Source organism: Paenibacillus sp. XY044, from assembly GCF_002257645.1.
In the GTDB taxonomy this organism is placed as follows: domain Bacteria; phylum Bacillota; class Bacilli; order Paenibacillales; family Paenibacillaceae; genus Paenibacillus_AQ.
Window position 1 is genome coordinate 958,906 of record NZ_NQMO01000001.1, and the last position, 14,761, is coordinate 973,666.

Below are 14,761 nucleotides of genomic sequence, written 5' to 3' on the forward strand. Positions count from 1 at the left end.
CCATCCGGGACTCAAGGGAGGTACAGTATGACGAATAAGTTTCCTGAACTGGATGGAGTCATTACGTATATTCAGAGCCGGCTGGATGAACCGTTGGAGCTGAACAGACTGGCCAAGTATGCCGGGTACAGCCCATACCATTTTGCCCGGATTTTCAAAGCGCGGATGGGGCTGCCGCCCCTCTATTACGTATCTTCTCTCCGGCTGCATCGAGCCAAAGAGCTGCTGCTTCACACCAATCTCAGCATTCGCGACATCAGCCTGGAGATCGGTCAGCAGAGCCTGGGCACGTTTACTTCCCGGTTTACCGAGAAAGTAGGGGTTACGCCTTCCCTCTTCCGCAATTCCAGGGAGATTGCGGACAGCCGTTTGAGTTCGCTGAAAAAGCTCGTGAGTTGGGATGACCTGCCGTCATTGATGACACCAATGGGAACCGTGGAAGGCTCCGTTTCGTTCGAGGTGCCGTTTGAAGGGGTCATTCTCATCGGCTTGTTCGCGAAACCCATTCCTGAGGGACTGCCTCCTTACGGTACATTGCTGTCGTCCGCGAGCAGGCGCTTCCGGTTTACCGGCGTCAAGCCCGGAACTTATTATTTGTTGGCGACTTCCGTTCCGTGGGGAATGAGGGCCGTCGATTTTCTGGTGCCCCAGACGACGCTCCGCGCCAAACACAAGATTCCGATCGTCGTCGGTCCGGATAAGCCGGTTCCTTTTCAACATGTAAACATGCGAGTCCCCCATCCGGATGATCCGCCCATTTTGATATCGCTGCCCCTTTTGATGAACAATTTTCTTCATATCAACAGTCAACTCAGCAATCGGTAATAAATCCGTTCCTGATCGCGGTGTTATAGTAGAGGCAGGTGGGACAGGAAACCATCCTTGTACATATCGACTCATCAATGACGCTACATATCGGACTCCCGAACTTTTTCGGCTGCGGCTTGTTTTCTGGGAAGGGACAAGCAAGTTCATCGTCCGCGGCCAAGTCACGTGTCAGGGATACCATTCCTGCTTCGAAATGAAACAACTGCACAGGAAAGGAAGAATGACGATGGCCAAGCACATGACTTACATTTTTTCAGAGGATGCCAGAGCACAGGCTGAATTTTACGTTCAGGCACTCGGAGGGGAAATTGTATCGGTACAGACCCATGGTGATTTGCCTCACGCGTCAGAAGAGAACAAAGACAAGGTGATGCACTTGAGCCTGATCGCCGCAGGCGTGAATATCTTGATGTCGGACGCAGTATTCGAACCGATGCAGCAAGGAACGGCGATTAACCTGGTATTGGAATTTGAACAAGAGTCAGAAGCATATGCTTCATTTGAGAAGCTATCCGAAGGCGGAACGGTTCGCGATCCGATCAGACCTGCGTTCTGGGGATCCTTATTCGGCCAATTGGAAGATAAGTTTGGCATCCGCTGGATGATAACGACCGGTTCCTAACGGCGTTGCTTTGAGGCAGCGCAGGGGTGGATTGCCCCTAACAGCAGGATACGTCAGCAGACAGGGACTTCTGGAAGGGATTCAGGGGTCCCTTTTTGGTCTAGTGATTTACCTGAGTTCAACGACATAATAACCTATAGTCCGGCGGAATATAGGAAGGGGAAGAGAAGGTTAGAATTTTTAAAATGATTATCGAACATCATTTTTTGTCCTAATCCATCATGAAAGCGTTGACACACAGGAAGCAGCGGAGTTACAATGAATCTGCCTGAAAGATCAAACGTCTTTCATTCTGCAGAATAAGACAAGAGGTATGCTTATGAAGGATCATAAAAGACTGACGTTAAAAGGAATCGCCCAGCAATTGGGCATCTCGGTTGCCACGCTGGACCGGGTCCTCAACAATCGCGGCAACGTAAAGCCGGAGACATACCGCAAAGTTATGGAGAAGCTGGAGGAGCTGGAATACACGCCGAACAAATCGGCGAGATTCCTTTCACGAAGTACCGAAATTTCCTTTGCGATCGTGTTTCCCGAGCATCCGGACTATTTCTGGACCCAGATTGAGCGCGGAATTCGCCTCGCGTATGAGGAGCTGCGTGATTACGGGCTGCGGATTGAAATATTCAAATCGGAGAGCTACAACACGGAGAAGCAGAGACAGATCGTGCAGGATATCGTGGACAGCGGCGCCTACGACGCGCTGGCTTTGTCTCCAAACGATTCCCAGCAGATGGAGGACCCTATTGACCAGGCGATCGATAAAGGAATGGCGGTATGCACATTCAACAACGACGCGCCACTCAGCAAACGTTTGTTTTACGTAGGCTGCGATTATCGGGTCGCCGGCAGACTTGCCGCCGACATGCTGTGCAAGCTGATCGGAAGCGGCGGCCGGGCTGGACTGATCACGTCAGACGCCAGCAGCCTGCCGTCGGCGACCACGTTTCAGATGCAGCAGAAAATTACCGGCTTCCGCGAAGTCATCGCCGAGCAGGGGAACATCGAAATGGCTCCGCCGCTGAAGCTGAAGCATGAGGAATACGATGATCCGGGCCGCTTTGGCGAATACTTCCGCCAGGTCGACGGGATTTACGTAACGAGCGCGAAGCTGCATGTCATTGCTCGCCATCTGGATGAAGCGGGCCTTGGCGGCAAAGTGTCCCTGATCGGCCATGACATGACGGAACATATTTATAAGGACCTGGATCGCGGCACGGTAACGGCGACGATATGCCAGGACCCGGTAAATCAGGGGTATTTGGCGGTCAAGACGCTGTTTAATTATACGGCCAGCGGCGAGAAGGTGAATTTGCAGGAAAATATCTCCAAGCTGGAACTGGTTACGAGAGAGAATGCACGGTACTATATCTGAGGATATAGGTGCCGGGCTTCTCATAAATAAAATGATTTACGTACATCATTTTATGATATTTACTATCAAACGATAGGGCTCACACCAAAATCAACCGCTGCCGCTGGAAAGGGATCGAACAAATACCCTTTGCTGAGGACACTGAAGAACCGATCCTAGATTATTTGTAAGGAGGACATGTTTATGCGCGGCAAAATGAAAGCGCTCTTTCTCGCCTTTTCGCTGCTCGCTCTGGCGCTGACCGCCTGCTCGGCAGGTTCCGGTACCGATTCGGGAAAAGTCACCCTGACCTGGTGGGATACGATGACGACCGACGGCAGCGTGACTGCGATCAACAACATCATCAGCGAATATGAAAAGGCCCATCCGAATGTGAGGATCAAACGCACATATGTATCTTCTTCCGACATCAAAAACAAGCTTTTGCTTGGCTCGATCGGCAACCAGGGGCCGGATATCGTCTGGATCGACAGCGCCGACCATCAGACATTCGCCGCTGCCGGCATTTTGGCCGACATCACTTCCGAGGTCAAATCGTGGGGGCAGGCGGATCAATATTATGACGGGCCATGGTCCTCCACGGTGTATGACGGCAAAAATTACGGCGTTCCGGTCGGAAGCAACAACCTGGCGCTGTTTTATAACAAAGATATGTTTGATGAAGCAGGGATCAAGCCCCCCGCCAATTGGGATGAGCTGAAGGAAGACGCCAAGCTGCTCACCAAGAAAAATGTGTACGGATTCGCGGTCAGTGCGGTGAAGACGGAAGAAGGGACGTTTCAGTTTTTGCCGTTTCTGCTGCAGGCCGGCTCGGACATTCCTGACTTTGGCAGTCAAGGCACCCTGGATGCGGTAAGTCTGTATGACTACATGGCCAAGAACAACTATATGTCCAGGGAAGTTATCACGCAGAAGCAATCCGACACCGCGACGCAGTTCGCCGCAGGCAAAGTGGCGATGATGGTGAACGGAACGTGGCAGATCCCATTCCTGCAGAAGGAAGGCAAAGTCAACTGGGACGTCGTGCCGCTGCCCGAAGGTAAAACGGGCGCAACCGTGCTCGGAGGCGAAAACTGGGCGATCTCTGCGGCCTCCAAGCACAAAGATGCTGCCTTTGACGTCATCCGCTTCGCCAACGAGCCGGACCGGCTGAAGAAGCTGCTGCAGACTAACGGCCGCCTGCCGAGCCGCAAAGATTTGCTGCAGGACCCGTTCTGGCAGAAGGATCCGCAGATGAAGGTGTTTGCAGATGCGATGGAGGTCGCCAAGGCACGTGCCTACGGCCCGGATTATGCGGGAATTTCCGAAGCGATCCAAACGATGCTTCAGCAGGTACTGACCGGGCAGGCTTCTCCCGAGCAGGCCGTTCAAACGGCTGCCGGCAAAATCAAGCCGCTTGCACCCTAATTTTTGAAAAGGAGGAGGAACCATATGTCTGACCAATCCTATTCCGCGGCAGCGCCAAGAACGTCCAAGCGCTTAAGAAATACGGCATGGACCCGGTATCTGTTCGTTCTGCCGGTCATCCTGTTCCTGCTGGTGTTCATTATTTTCCCGATTGTGTATAACCTGATCCTCAGCTTTCAAAATGTAACGGTATACAACTTTAAGGGACATCACGCCTTTGCGGGCCTGGCGAGCTATATTAAGACGTTCCAAGATCCGGTCTTCTACACGGCTCTTGGAAACTCGGTATTGTTTACCGTTCTCAGCCTTGTGTTTCAATTTTCGATCGGGTTTGCGCTGGCCCTGTTCTTCAACCGCAGTTTCCCCGGCCGGGGATTGATGCGCTCACTCATGCTGCTCGCCTGGATGCTGCCGGTCGTCATCACCGCTTCGGTATTCCAATGGATGCTGAACGGCGACTACGGAGTGGTTAACTACATCCTGCAAAGTCTGGGGATCATTCATGAGCCGCACAGCTGGCTTAGCGAAAACGGCACGGCGCTGCTCTCCACGATCGTCGCCAACATTTGGGTGGGCATTCCGTTCAACATGATCATCCTGCTGTCCGGACTTCAAGGGCTGCCGGAGCAGCTGTATGAAGCGGCCAAGCTGGACGGTGCGGGAAAAATGCTGCAGTTCCGCCACATCACGCTGCCGCTTATGCGCCCGACGATCCTGATTCTGCTCATGCTGGGGATCATCAACACGTTCAAAGTGTTCGACATGATCTTCATTATGACGGCAGGCGGACCGGTAAACTCGTCGAACGTCCTGCCGATTTACGCCTACCAGCTGTCCTTCACCAAATTCCAATTCAGCCAGGGAGCATCGGTATCCATGATCATGTTCGCGATTTTGACCGTGCTGGCCGTGATCTATCTCCGTATGTCCAGTAAGGAGGAGGCTGCATGATGAACCAGCGAGTACAATGGAAGGGCGCCGGCATGACCGTGATCGGTGCCGTCATCACCTTGTTGTTTTTGTTTCCCGTCTATTGGATGGTCAAAACGTCGGTAACCCCGATTACGGACCTGTTCTCGTCTCCGCCGCATTTTGGCGTGCTGAACGCAACCTTTACAGCCTATTACGACAACTTCATTCACAATACAGACATGCTCCGGTATATCGGGAACAGCTTTATTATCGCCATCGGGACGATGATCATGTCGCTGCTGTTCGCCACACCCGCGGCGTATGCGCTGGCGAGACTGGATCTGAAAGGCAAGTCGCTGATCATGATTCTGCTGCTTGCGATCCAGATGCTGCCCGGTATTATGATGGCGATGCCGCTGTTCATCATGTTCTCGAAGGTTCATCTCGTGAACAGCTACTTCGGACTTATCCTGGCGGACATGATCCATGCCCTGCCGTTTGCGGTCCTCGTCCTCCGGCCGTCGTTTATGGCACTGCCCAAAGGACTGGAGGAAGCGGCGAAGATCGACGGCTGCAACCAGTTTACGGCGTTCACGCGAATCATCCTCCCGCTCGTCGTGCCCGGCATGATGACGGTCGCGGTGTTCTGCTTCCTTTTCGGCTGGGGCGACTTCATCTTTGGTCTGACCTTAACGACCGAAGACAGCGTTCGCCCATTGACGCTCGGACTGTACCGCTTCATCGGACAGTACGGCACGGAGTGGAACAATCTGATGGCGGTCGCCACGCTGGCTGCGCTTCCGATCATTATCATTTTCATCGGCCTGCAGCGTTACGTCGTTGGCGGCATTACCGCCGGTTCCATGAAAGACTGACGAATGATTATAGATAATATGGTTAGGAGAGAGAGCCACTATGAAATTTACAGATGGTTATTGGCATGTGCGGCAGGGGCTGCAGGTATTGTATCCGGTAGAGGTAAGGGATATCGAGACCCGGGAAGATGAAATGACGGTATATGCATCCACCAAAAAAATCGTCCACAAAGGCGATACGCTGAATACGACGCTGCTCACGGTCCGTTATACGTCCCCGATGGAGAACGTGATTTGCGTGGAATATATCCATCATGAGGGCATGGACGAAAAAGGCCCGGCCTTTCAAATCTATTCACAACCGGACCTGAAAGTCCAGGTAGAGAAGCGTGACGGAGCCGTGACCTTTACCAGCGGCAAGCTGACCGCCACCGTCCGCCCGAACGAGGGGTGGAACGTTGCGTATGATTACGATGGACGCCGCCTCACCGGGACAGGCTACAAAGGTCCTGCCTACATTAAATCCTCCGAATCGGCGGATGTATATATGAGGGAACAGCTCGACCTCGGGGTCGGCGAATACGTGTACGGGCTTGGGGAACGCTTCACGCCTTTTGTGAAAAATGGACAGGTTGTGGATCTTTGGAACGAAGACGGGGGGACCAGCAGCGAGCAGGCGTACAAAAACATCCCCTTCTATGTTTCCAGCGAAGGATACGGCGTGTTCGTGGATCATCCGGAGCGCGTCTCTTATGAAGTCGGTTCCGAGAATGTCTCGAAGGTGCAGTTCAGCGTTCCCGGCGAAAAGCTGAAATATTACATCATCGGCGGTGCCAACCTGAAGGAGGTCCTTCAAAACTATACGGCTTTGACCGGCAAACCGGCGCTTCCGCCTGCCTGGTCCTTCGGCCTGTGGCTGACGACCTCGTTTACGACCAGCTATGACGAGGATACGGTCAACAGCTTTGTGGACGGCATGATGGAGCGGGACATTCCGCTGCATGTGTTCCATTTTGACTGCTTCTGGATGAAGGAGTTCCAATGGTGCGATTTCAAGTGGGATGCTGATGTGTTTCCGGACCCGCAGGGGATGCTGCGGCGGCTGAAAGATAAAGGGCTTCATATCTGCGTATGGATCAATCCATATATTGGCCAGAAGTCGTACCTGTTCAAGGAAGGCAAGGAGAACGGCTATTTGGTGAAAAATCCGGACGGCAGCGTCTGGCAGTGGGACCGGTGGCAGTCCGGCATGGGACTCGTGGACTTTACGAATCCGGAGGCGGTCCGCTGGTACCAGGGCAAGCTGAAGGAGCTGCTCGACATGGGCGTCGACAGCTTCAAAACCGACTTTGGTGAGCGGATTCCGACGAACGTCATTTACCACGACGGCTCCGATCCGGTGAAAATGCACAATTACTACACGTTCCTGTACAACAAAACGGTGTTTGAAGTGCTGGAGGAGACGCGCGGCAAAAATGAAGCGGCGGTGTTCGCCCGTTCCGCTACGGCCGGCGGCCAGCAGTTCCCGGTTCATTGGGGCGGCGATTGCTCCGCGTCGTACGCATCGATGGCTGAATCGCTTCGCGGCGGCCTGTCCTTGTCGCTCAGCGGCTTCGGTTTCTGGAGCCACGATATCAGCGGCTTTGAAAATACGGCCACACCGGACCTATATAAGCGTTGGACCGCGTTCGGCATGCTGTCCACGCACAGCCGGCTGCACGGGAACCAGTCATACCGGGTGCCTTGGCTTTTTGACGAGGAAGCGGTGGATGTACTGCGCTATTTCACCAAGCTGAAATGCACGCTGATGCCGTACTTGTTCCGTTCCGCCGTGCAAACGGCGGCCTCCGGGGTGCCCGTCATGCGGGCCATGGTGCTGGAATTCCCGGATGATCTGAACTGCCATGTGCTGGACCGCCAGTATATGCTCGGGGATTCGCTGCTTGTCGCGCCGGTCATGAACGATCAGGGATTGGCACGCTACTATGTACCAGAGGGCCGCTGGACCGATTTCGTAACCGGAGAGAGTGTTGAGGGCGGCGGATGGATCAGCCGGCAGGTCGATTACTTCACGGTGCCGCTGCTGGCGCGAGCCGGAAGCATCATTCCGGTCGGACACAATGAAGAGCGCCCGGATTACGATTACGCGGACGGGGTGACCCTTCACGCCTTTGAACTTGTGGACGGGACGGAATCCACATGCGTCGTGAATGGAACGAACGGCGAAGAGGAACTGAAGGTCATGGTAACCCGGGGCGGAGGGAAAATCGCTGTTCAGGCGGAAGGAGCGAAGCCGTGGAAGCTGCTTCTGCGCGGCATCCGCCAAATCGCCCAGGTAGGCGGCGCCGAAGCCGCCGTTACCGAGCAGGGGATACTTTTGACGCCTCAAGCTGGCGCCGAGCATATATCGATCCAATTGTAATAACGATAGCCTTGCACACACGAGATCTGTAACTATACTGACGCTAAACTCCCGAAAAACCGCCTTTTCGCCGGTTTTTCGGGAGTTTTTGCGTCAACTTGAACGTCTGCTTTTTTCGGCAACCCTTTATGACAGCTTTAAAATGGTATGAACCAACAACCTTTAATATCCAAATTTCAACATATGAAAAATTCACAATAGAAAAACCGAATAACCGTACCTACCTTGAACCTGTAATCCCATTCTTTCACACGCTCTAGTCACACTTCACGAGTCACAAGGAAGTCTTGTCCACTTCGCCAAACCTCCTCACAACGGCCTTAGTTGCATCGACCAAACCTTTCAGGATATAATCGGCTTGGAAAAAAAACGGATTCCAAAGGAGGAGCCCTGGTGTTCAAGCAGCGCAAATACCCCAATATGAAGAAAACAGCATACGTTTTAAGCGTTGAACACTAAGGCATGAGCGGCTTTAGTGTTTTCTTTTTGGCGCTATGAACACCGGCTTAAGCGTCAGGGAATCTGAATGCTCCGAAATAAACGCTGATGGAGGCTTATCTTTGTTAGCGTTCCATGAGGGTCATCCTATTTATGAATCGAAAGGAGTGCTTCGATAAATGGCGGCATATCAAAGAGTGTTGATTAAATTAAGCGGCGGTGCGGTGGCCGGAACGAGCCAGTTCGGCTTTGAGCCGGAACGACTCGAGCATATCGCGGACGAAATTTTGTCTGTCGTACGTATGGGAGTGGAAGTTTCCCTAGTCATAGGCGGAGGCAATATATTTAGAGGAAACATGGCGGAAACCTGGGGGATTGAAAGGGCGGAGGCCGATAACATCGGTACTTTGGCAACCGTCGTCAACAGCCTGATGCTGCGCGGCGTCCTCAAAGCCAAAACAGATAAGGAGGTCCGGGTCATGACCGCGCTTCCTATCACCTCGGTGGCCGAGCCCTACATTCGATTGCGTGCCGTACACCATCTGGAGAAAGGATATATCGTCATCTTCGCCGGCGGGAACGGTCAGCCGTACGTCACGACGGATTATCCTTCGGTTCAGCGGGCGATCGAAGTGAATTGCGACGCGCTGCTCGTTGCGAAACAGGGAGTAGACGGCGTGTTGAGTGCCGATCCGAAGCAAGATCCTGGCGCAAAAAAATTCAAATCGCTGCATTATGACGACGTGATCCGGCACGACCTGAAAATCATGGATCAATCGGCCTTTATTCTGGCCCGGGACTACCATCTTCCTATTCATGTATTCAACTTTGACAAGCCGGGGTCGATGAAAGAATTGTGCGAAGGCAAGCATCAAGGCACGATCATCAGCCGGGATTCGGTGCTGGCATATGAGTAATATTTATGGACTCAAGAAATACTTAAATGTTTAAAATAATAAATCATTTAAAAAAAGCAATTTATAAGAAACACTTTCAGGGTGTTATATGATAAAATAGGCTCGCTGATGCCAAATATAGATAAATTGCACAAAACAGGAGGGAGAATATATGAATCCATCAGGTGCCGCAGCTGCATCTGCACCGGCTGATCTCAGCCATATCAAGAAGCTGCCCATCTTGGTCTCGTTGATTGTGGGAGCGTTCTTTTCCATATTAAATGAGACGCTTCTCAATATTGCTTTTCCGGAGTTGATGGTTGAACTCAAAGTTTCGGCCTCTACGCTGCAGTGGCTGGCCACAGGCTACATGCTGGTCGTCGGCGTTCTGGTTCCCGCATCGGCGCTTCTGGTCCAGTGGTTTACGACCAGGCAAATGTTCCTGGGAGCCATGATCATTTTCACGGTGGGCACGTTTGTCTGTGCCTTCGCCCCAGGTTTCGAGTTCCTCTTAATAGGCCGTTTGCTTCAGGCGGCGGGAAGCGGATTGATGCTTCCGGTCATGATGAATACGATCCTGGTGCTGTATCCACCGGAAAAACGCGGAGCGGCCATGGGCAGTATCGGTCTGGTCATTATGTTCGCGCCGGCCATCGGACCGACATTGTCGGGATTGATTCTGGATTCGTTTGAATGGAGATGGCTGTTCTACTTGGTTCTGCCGTTTGCCATCATTTCGATCATCATCGCGTTTGTGTATTTAAAAAATGTTTCGCAGCCTACCAAACCCAAAGTGGATGTCCTGTCGATCATTCTATCTACGATCGGATTCGGCGGAATCGTCTATGGCTTCAGCAGTCTGGGTGAAGGGGGAGCGGGCTGGTCGCATCCCAAAGTGTACTGGACCATCATCGTCGGCGGGGTTGCCCTGCTGCTGTTTGTCATTCGTCAGCTCCGTCTGAAGGATCCTTTGATGGATATCCGGTCCTTTAGATTTCCGGCATTTACCCTGACGGCGATCATGCTGATCATTATGATGATGACGCTGTTCTCCTCCATGTCGCTGCTGCCGTTCCTGTTTCAGGGCGCACTCGGCATGACGGTATTTGCCTCCGGTTTGCTGATGCTTCCAGGCAGCTTGCTCAACGGATTGATCTCGCCGATTACCGGAAAGCTGTTCGATAAATTCGGTCCGCGGGCACTGATCATTCCAGGTACTGCCGCGCTGGTGATCATAATGTGGTTCTTTACGCAGGTGAGCGTCGAAACGAGCAAAACTACGCTGCTCATCCTTCATATCTGCATGATGGTTTCGATCTCCATGATCATGATGCCGGCGCAGACGAACGGTATGAACCAGCTTCCGGCCCGGTATTATCCGCACGGCACAGCGATCTTGAATACGCTCCAGCAGGTGGCGGGTGCGATTGGCGTGGCATTCTTTATCAGCGTCATGTCGAACGGCCAAGCCAGCTTCCTGAAGGGCTCTTCCGATCCAACCGCGCCGGGGCAAATGGCTCAAGCGATGGTATCCGGCGTTCATAACGCTTTTGTCATCGGGTTCGGCTTCTCTATCGCAGCGTTGATTCTGGCCTTGCTATTCAAGCGGACCAAAGGTCCTGCGGAATAATAGGCGCTCCGCTGCTATGACCGACCATTGATCCGCCGGTCATCCAGATACATAGCCGCGAGCGAAGGGACTGTGTTCCTTTAGATGTGGTGCTTCTCGCTGGACAGAATGATCCGCTCCCGAAAGGGGGCGGTTTCTTTCTGTTGATCAGGAGCGGATTTCATAGATATTAGCGGGTTTCTATAATACAATGGATAGAAAATAATAGATTTCAGGAAGGGAAGGAAATATACAGATGATGAGCTCCAGCATTCCCCAAACGATGCAAGCCGCTGTGATGCACAGCCCGCGACAAATCCGGATGGAAACGGTGCCGGTTCCGGACATCGCACCTGACGAAATCTTGATCAAAGTGATGGCCGTCGGCATTTGCGGGTCCGACCTCCATTATTATACGCACGGACGAATCGGCAAGTATGTCGTGGAGAAGCCGATCATCCTCGGCCATGAATGCTCGGGCGATGTCGCCGCCGTGGGCGCAGATGTAACCGGATTCAAGGTGGGAGACCGTGTAGCCGTTGAGCCCGGTGTAACCTGCGGCCGCTGCGAAGCCTGCAAGGAGGGGCGGTATAATCTCTGTCCGGACGTGCAGTTTCTGGCGACGCCGCCGGTGGACGGTGCGTTTGTGCAGTACATCAAAATCCGGCAGGATTTTGTGTACCGGATCCCGGATTCGCTGAGCTATGAGGAGGCCGCGCTGATCGAGCCGTTTTCCGTCGGGATACATGCGGCAGCGAGAAGCAGGCTTAAGCCCGGATCCACCATTGCGATCATGGGGATGGGGCCGGTTGGCCTAATGGCCGTGGTCGCGGCCAAAGCTTATGGCGCTGCCAAGATCATCGTAACGGATTTGGAACCGCTGCGTTTGGATGCCGCCCGGAAGCTCGGAGCGAATCATGTGATTAACGTCGCAGAGCAGGACGCCCTGGAAGAAATTCAGCGGTTGACGGATGGAAGAGGCGTCGATGTGGCTTGGGAAACCGCCGGCAATCCCAAAGCGCTGCAAACCGCGCTCGGCTCGCTGCGGCGAGGTGGCAAGCTGGCCGTCGTCGGGCTCCCGGCCCAGGATGAGATTCCGCTGAATGTTCCTTTTATCGCGGATAACGAGGTCGATATTTACGGCATTTTCCGGTATGCCAATACGTATCCGAAAGGCATCCGCTTTCTGGAATCCGGCATTGCCGATGTGATGACATTGGTCACGGACCGTTATTTGCTCGAGGATACCCAGGAAGCGATGGAGCGGGCCTTAAATCACAAAAGCGAGTGCCTAAAAGTCGTCGTTTACCCGAACGGCGTGCCGGCAGCGGAGTGATACTTTTCTATCTTCTCAGGATAAAAGCACGGTTTAGGCCGTGCTTTTTTGTATTCTTTATGTCTTCTTTTTGAACTTTCCAAATATTTCTTGTCAATGACAGGCCAGATCGCGTATGATGACTTTAGAACGATCGTTCTGCAAATATGGAAAGGTAGATCGCTTTGAAACGACATTACGACAGTGAAGAAACGCGGCGGATTATTGCGGAAAAGGCAGCACAGCTCTTTTCGCAGAAGGGGTTCGCCGGAACCTCGATTTCTGATATTTCCAAAGCCTCCGGGTTCAGCAAGGGCCACGTGTACTACCATTTTGAGAATAAGGAAAAGCTGTTTGTTTATCTCGCCCTGGACGGAATGCGGGCTTGGGGGGAGAAGTGGGCCGGGGTGTCCCCGCTCTACAAGACAGCCAGGGATAAATTGTACGCGATGGCCACATTCGTGCTGAACAATTATCAGACACCGCTGCTTAAGGTGGGGCAGGAGCTGGCGGCGAATCCGTCGACGAGTCCGGAGACGGTCCAGCAGCTGTACGGACTTGCGGTTACGCCGATGCAGGCTTACTCGGAGGTTTTCCAATTCGGGATCGATACAGGCGAGTTTGAGATCGACGATTTGCAAGGGACGACATTTTTGTTCGGGACGCTGCTCGGCGCGCTGTGCCAGCACATCTACACGATGGAGCACGAGCAGCTGCATGGCCTTTTCCGGAAAAGCGTCGATCTTTTTCTAAGCGGAATCCTCAAACGATGAGGTTTTCCATAGACAGATTAGAACGATCGTCCTAATTGTTCTAAACTTAAAATGATGAGGGGAGTTAAGGATATGGCGGATTGGGATAAAGTGGCTGTTGTCACAGGGGCGGCTTCGGGAATCGGCAGGGCTATTTGCGAAGCGTTGGCGGAGGAGCGTATTTTCATTGTGGTGGCCGATGTGAACCGCGCAGGCGGTGAGGATACGGTCAGTAGAATCTCCTCCAAGGGCGGTGGAGGGCGGTACGTTCACCTGGACGTGACGGATGCTTACCAAGTGGAAGGATTGGTCGAGAGCGTATACGAGGAGTTCGGACGGCTCGACTATATGTTCAACAACGCGGGCATCGGCATGTACGGCGAGCTGTATTATATGACACATGATCATTGGAACCGGATCATTCAAGTGAATTTGTGGGGCGTCATTCACGGAACCCAAGCGGCCTATCGGGTCATGAAGGATCAGGGCTTCGGCTGCATTGCGAATACCGCTTCCGCGACCGGACTTGGGCCATCGCCTACCGCCGCCGCGTATGCTACTACCAAACACGCCATAGTCGGGCTGACGACTTCTCTTCATTATGAAGCAGAAACGTTTGGCGTTCATGTCAGCGCGCTTTGCCCGGCATTTGTAGATACCCCGATCCATCGGACGGGCGAAGCGCTCCATTTGGATAAAGAACTCGTTCTGAAGCAAATGCAGAAGCAGAAGATGATGAGCCCCGAACAGTTCGCCCGCATTGCGCTAAAGGGTGTTCACAAAAATGAGCCAGTGATCTGCCCGATGCCGCTGCGCCGTACGATGGATATCGTGTTCACCTTGTTTCCTTCGCTTCACCGTAAGCTGATGAGGCTCGTGTGCCGCGTCGCCCGCCAGGCAGCGGTTCAGCCAGACCAGCCTTAGGAAAAGACTGGAACTGCTTCAACTGACAAGGTAAGATAACGGAAGGAGGAGTGGATACCATGAATTATACGATACATGAACAGGACGGATCGAAGGTAGCGGTGCTCGAGGATCGGGATGCTGTGATCCACGACGTACAAACGGCTCTGGATCTGATGGCGGATATTGGATGGAATCCATCGGGGCCTTGCCATAAGCTGTTACTGAATCAGTCGAATATGCCCGAAGCGTTTTTTGACCTGAAATCCGGTTTCGCCGGCGAAATATTGCAGAAATATCGGACCTATCAGTTTAAGATAGCCATTGTCGGTGATTTTGAAGCCTATTCCAGCAAAAGCCTGCGGGATTTCATCTACGAATGCAATCAGGGGCAGGATGTGTTCTTTATGAAGGACGGGGAAGAGGCGCTGGCTGCCCTTCATCGGGTACCTTAACAGCCTAAGAGA

At 53.0% G+C, this 14,761-nt stretch carries 13 protein-coding genes; all 13 read left to right on the forward strand.

The annotated features are described in order from the left end of the window. Window positions 1-27 precede the first annotated feature (27 nt). Window positions 28-825 carry a helix-turn-helix transcriptional regulator gene (locus CJP46_RS04570; protein ID WP_094594390.1) on the forward strand — a complete coding sequence of 266 codons (798 nt, stop codon included), beginning with the start codon at window positions 28-30 and terminating at the stop codon, window positions 823-825. 229 nt (window positions 826-1,054) lie between these two features. Continuing rightward, window positions 1,055-1,450 (forward strand): VOC family protein, encoded by a 396-nt coding sequence (locus tag CJP46_RS04575; protein ID WP_094594391.1) that lies wholly within the window; start codon window positions 1,055-1,057, stop codon window positions 1,448-1,450. 319 nt (window positions 1,451-1,769) lie between these two features. Then, window positions 1,770-2,825, forward strand: coding sequence for a LacI family DNA-binding transcriptional regulator (locus tag CJP46_RS04580; protein ID WP_179281032.1), 1,056 nt, complete (start codon window positions 1,770-1,772; stop codon window positions 2,823-2,825). Window positions 2,826-3,008: 183 nt separating this feature from the next. Then, complete coding sequence (locus CJP46_RS04585) at window positions 3,009-4,232, forward strand: ABC transporter substrate-binding protein (RefSeq protein ID WP_179281033.1); 1,224 nt, start codon at window positions 3,009-3,011, stop codon at window positions 4,230-4,232. A 24-nt stretch (window positions 4,233-4,256) separates the two neighbouring features. Further along, entirely contained in the window at window positions 4,257-5,183 is a 927-nt protein-coding gene (locus CJP46_RS04590) for a carbohydrate ABC transporter permease (RefSeq protein WP_094594394.1), read from the forward strand. Next, window positions 5,180-6,019 carry a carbohydrate ABC transporter permease gene (locus CJP46_RS04595; RefSeq protein ID WP_256992184.1) on the forward strand — a complete coding sequence of 280 codons (840 nt, stop codon included), beginning with the start codon at window positions 5,180-5,182 and terminating at the stop codon, window positions 6,017-6,019. Before CJP46_RS04590 ends, CJP46_RS04595 begins: the two co-directional genes overlap by 4 nt. A 40-nt stretch (window positions 6,020-6,059) precedes the next feature. Then, on the forward strand, window positions 6,060-8,381 hold the full coding sequence (yicI, locus tag CJP46_RS04600) for an alpha-xylosidase (protein WP_094594395.1): 2,322 nt from the start codon (window positions 6,060-6,062) through the stop codon (window positions 8,379-8,381). A gap of 617 nt (window positions 8,382-8,998) precedes the next feature. Further along, window positions 8,999-9,736 (forward strand): UMP kinase, encoded by a 738-nt coding sequence (pyrH, locus tag CJP46_RS04605; RefSeq protein ID WP_094594396.1) that lies wholly within the window; start codon window positions 8,999-9,001, stop codon window positions 9,734-9,736. A gap of 151 nt (window positions 9,737-9,887) precedes the next feature. After that, a complete protein-coding gene (locus CJP46_RS04610) occupies window positions 9,888-11,345 on the forward strand; it encodes an MDR family MFS transporter (RefSeq protein ID WP_094594397.1) in 1,458 nt (485 codons plus the stop codon). 238 nt (window positions 11,346-11,583) lie between these two features. Continuing rightward, the gene (locus tag CJP46_RS04615) at window positions 11,584-12,660 is read left to right on the forward strand and encodes an NAD(P)-dependent alcohol dehydrogenase (RefSeq protein ID WP_094595067.1); all 1,077 of its coding nucleotides are present in this window, start codon (window positions 11,584-11,586) and stop codon (window positions 12,658-12,660) included. Window positions 12,661-12,824: 164 nt separating this feature from the next. Further along, window positions 12,825-13,412 carry a TetR/AcrR family transcriptional regulator gene (locus CJP46_RS04620; protein ID WP_094594398.1) on the forward strand — a complete coding sequence of 196 codons (588 nt, stop codon included), beginning with the start codon at window positions 12,825-12,827 and terminating at the stop codon, window positions 13,410-13,412. Window positions 13,413-13,484: 72 nt separating this feature from the next. Then, a complete protein-coding gene (locus CJP46_RS04625) occupies window positions 13,485-14,315 on the forward strand; it encodes an SDR family NAD(P)-dependent oxidoreductase (protein WP_094594399.1) in 831 nt (276 codons plus the stop codon). A 59-nt stretch (window positions 14,316-14,374) separates the two neighbouring features. After that, complete coding sequence (locus tag CJP46_RS04630; RefSeq protein ID WP_094594400.1) at window positions 14,375-14,749, forward strand: DUF4180 domain-containing protein; 375 nt, start codon at window positions 14,375-14,377, stop codon at window positions 14,747-14,749. Window positions 14,750-14,761 lie beyond the last annotated feature (12 nt).

What these genes read in the sequence shown, in the direction of transcription:
- CJP46_RS04570 (WP_094594390.1), top strand. Translation starts at nt 28, where the DNA reads ATGACGAATAAGTTTCCTGAACTGGATGGAGTCATTACGTATATTCAG.
- CJP46_RS04575 (WP_094594391.1), top strand. Translation starts at nt 1,055, where the DNA reads ATGGCCAAGCACATGACTTACATTTTTTCAGAGGATGCCAGAGCACAG.
- CJP46_RS04580 (WP_179281032.1), top strand. Translation starts at nt 1,770, where the DNA reads ATGAAGGATCATAAAAGACTGACGTTAAAAGGAATCGCCCAGCAATTG.
- CJP46_RS04585 (WP_179281033.1), top strand. Translation starts at nt 3,009, where the DNA reads ATGCGCGGCAAAATGAAAGCGCTCTTTCTCGCCTTTTCGCTGCTCGCT.
- CJP46_RS04590 (WP_094594394.1), top strand. Translation starts at nt 4,257, where the DNA reads ATGTCTGACCAATCCTATTCCGCGGCAGCGCCAAGAACGTCCAAGCGC.
- CJP46_RS04595 (WP_256992184.1), top strand. Translation starts at nt 5,180, where the DNA reads ATGATGAACCAGCGAGTACAATGGAAGGGCGCCGGCATGACCGTGATC.
- yicI (WP_094594395.1), top strand. Translation starts at nt 6,060, where the DNA reads ATGAAATTTACAGATGGTTATTGGCATGTGCGGCAGGGGCTGCAGGTA.
- pyrH (WP_094594396.1), top strand. Translation starts at nt 8,999, where the DNA reads ATGGCGGCATATCAAAGAGTGTTGATTAAATTAAGCGGCGGTGCGGTG.
- CJP46_RS04610 (WP_094594397.1), top strand. Translation starts at nt 9,888, where the DNA reads ATGAATCCATCAGGTGCCGCAGCTGCATCTGCACCGGCTGATCTCAGC.
- CJP46_RS04615 (WP_094595067.1), top strand. Translation starts at nt 11,584, where the DNA reads ATGAGCTCCAGCATTCCCCAAACGATGCAAGCCGCTGTGATGCACAGC.
- CJP46_RS04625 (WP_094594399.1), top strand. Translation starts at nt 13,485, where the DNA reads ATGGCGGATTGGGATAAAGTGGCTGTTGTCACAGGGGCGGCTTCGGGA.
- CJP46_RS04630 (WP_094594400.1), top strand. Translation starts at nt 14,375, where the DNA reads ATGAATTATACGATACATGAACAGGACGGATCGAAGGTAGCGGTGCTC.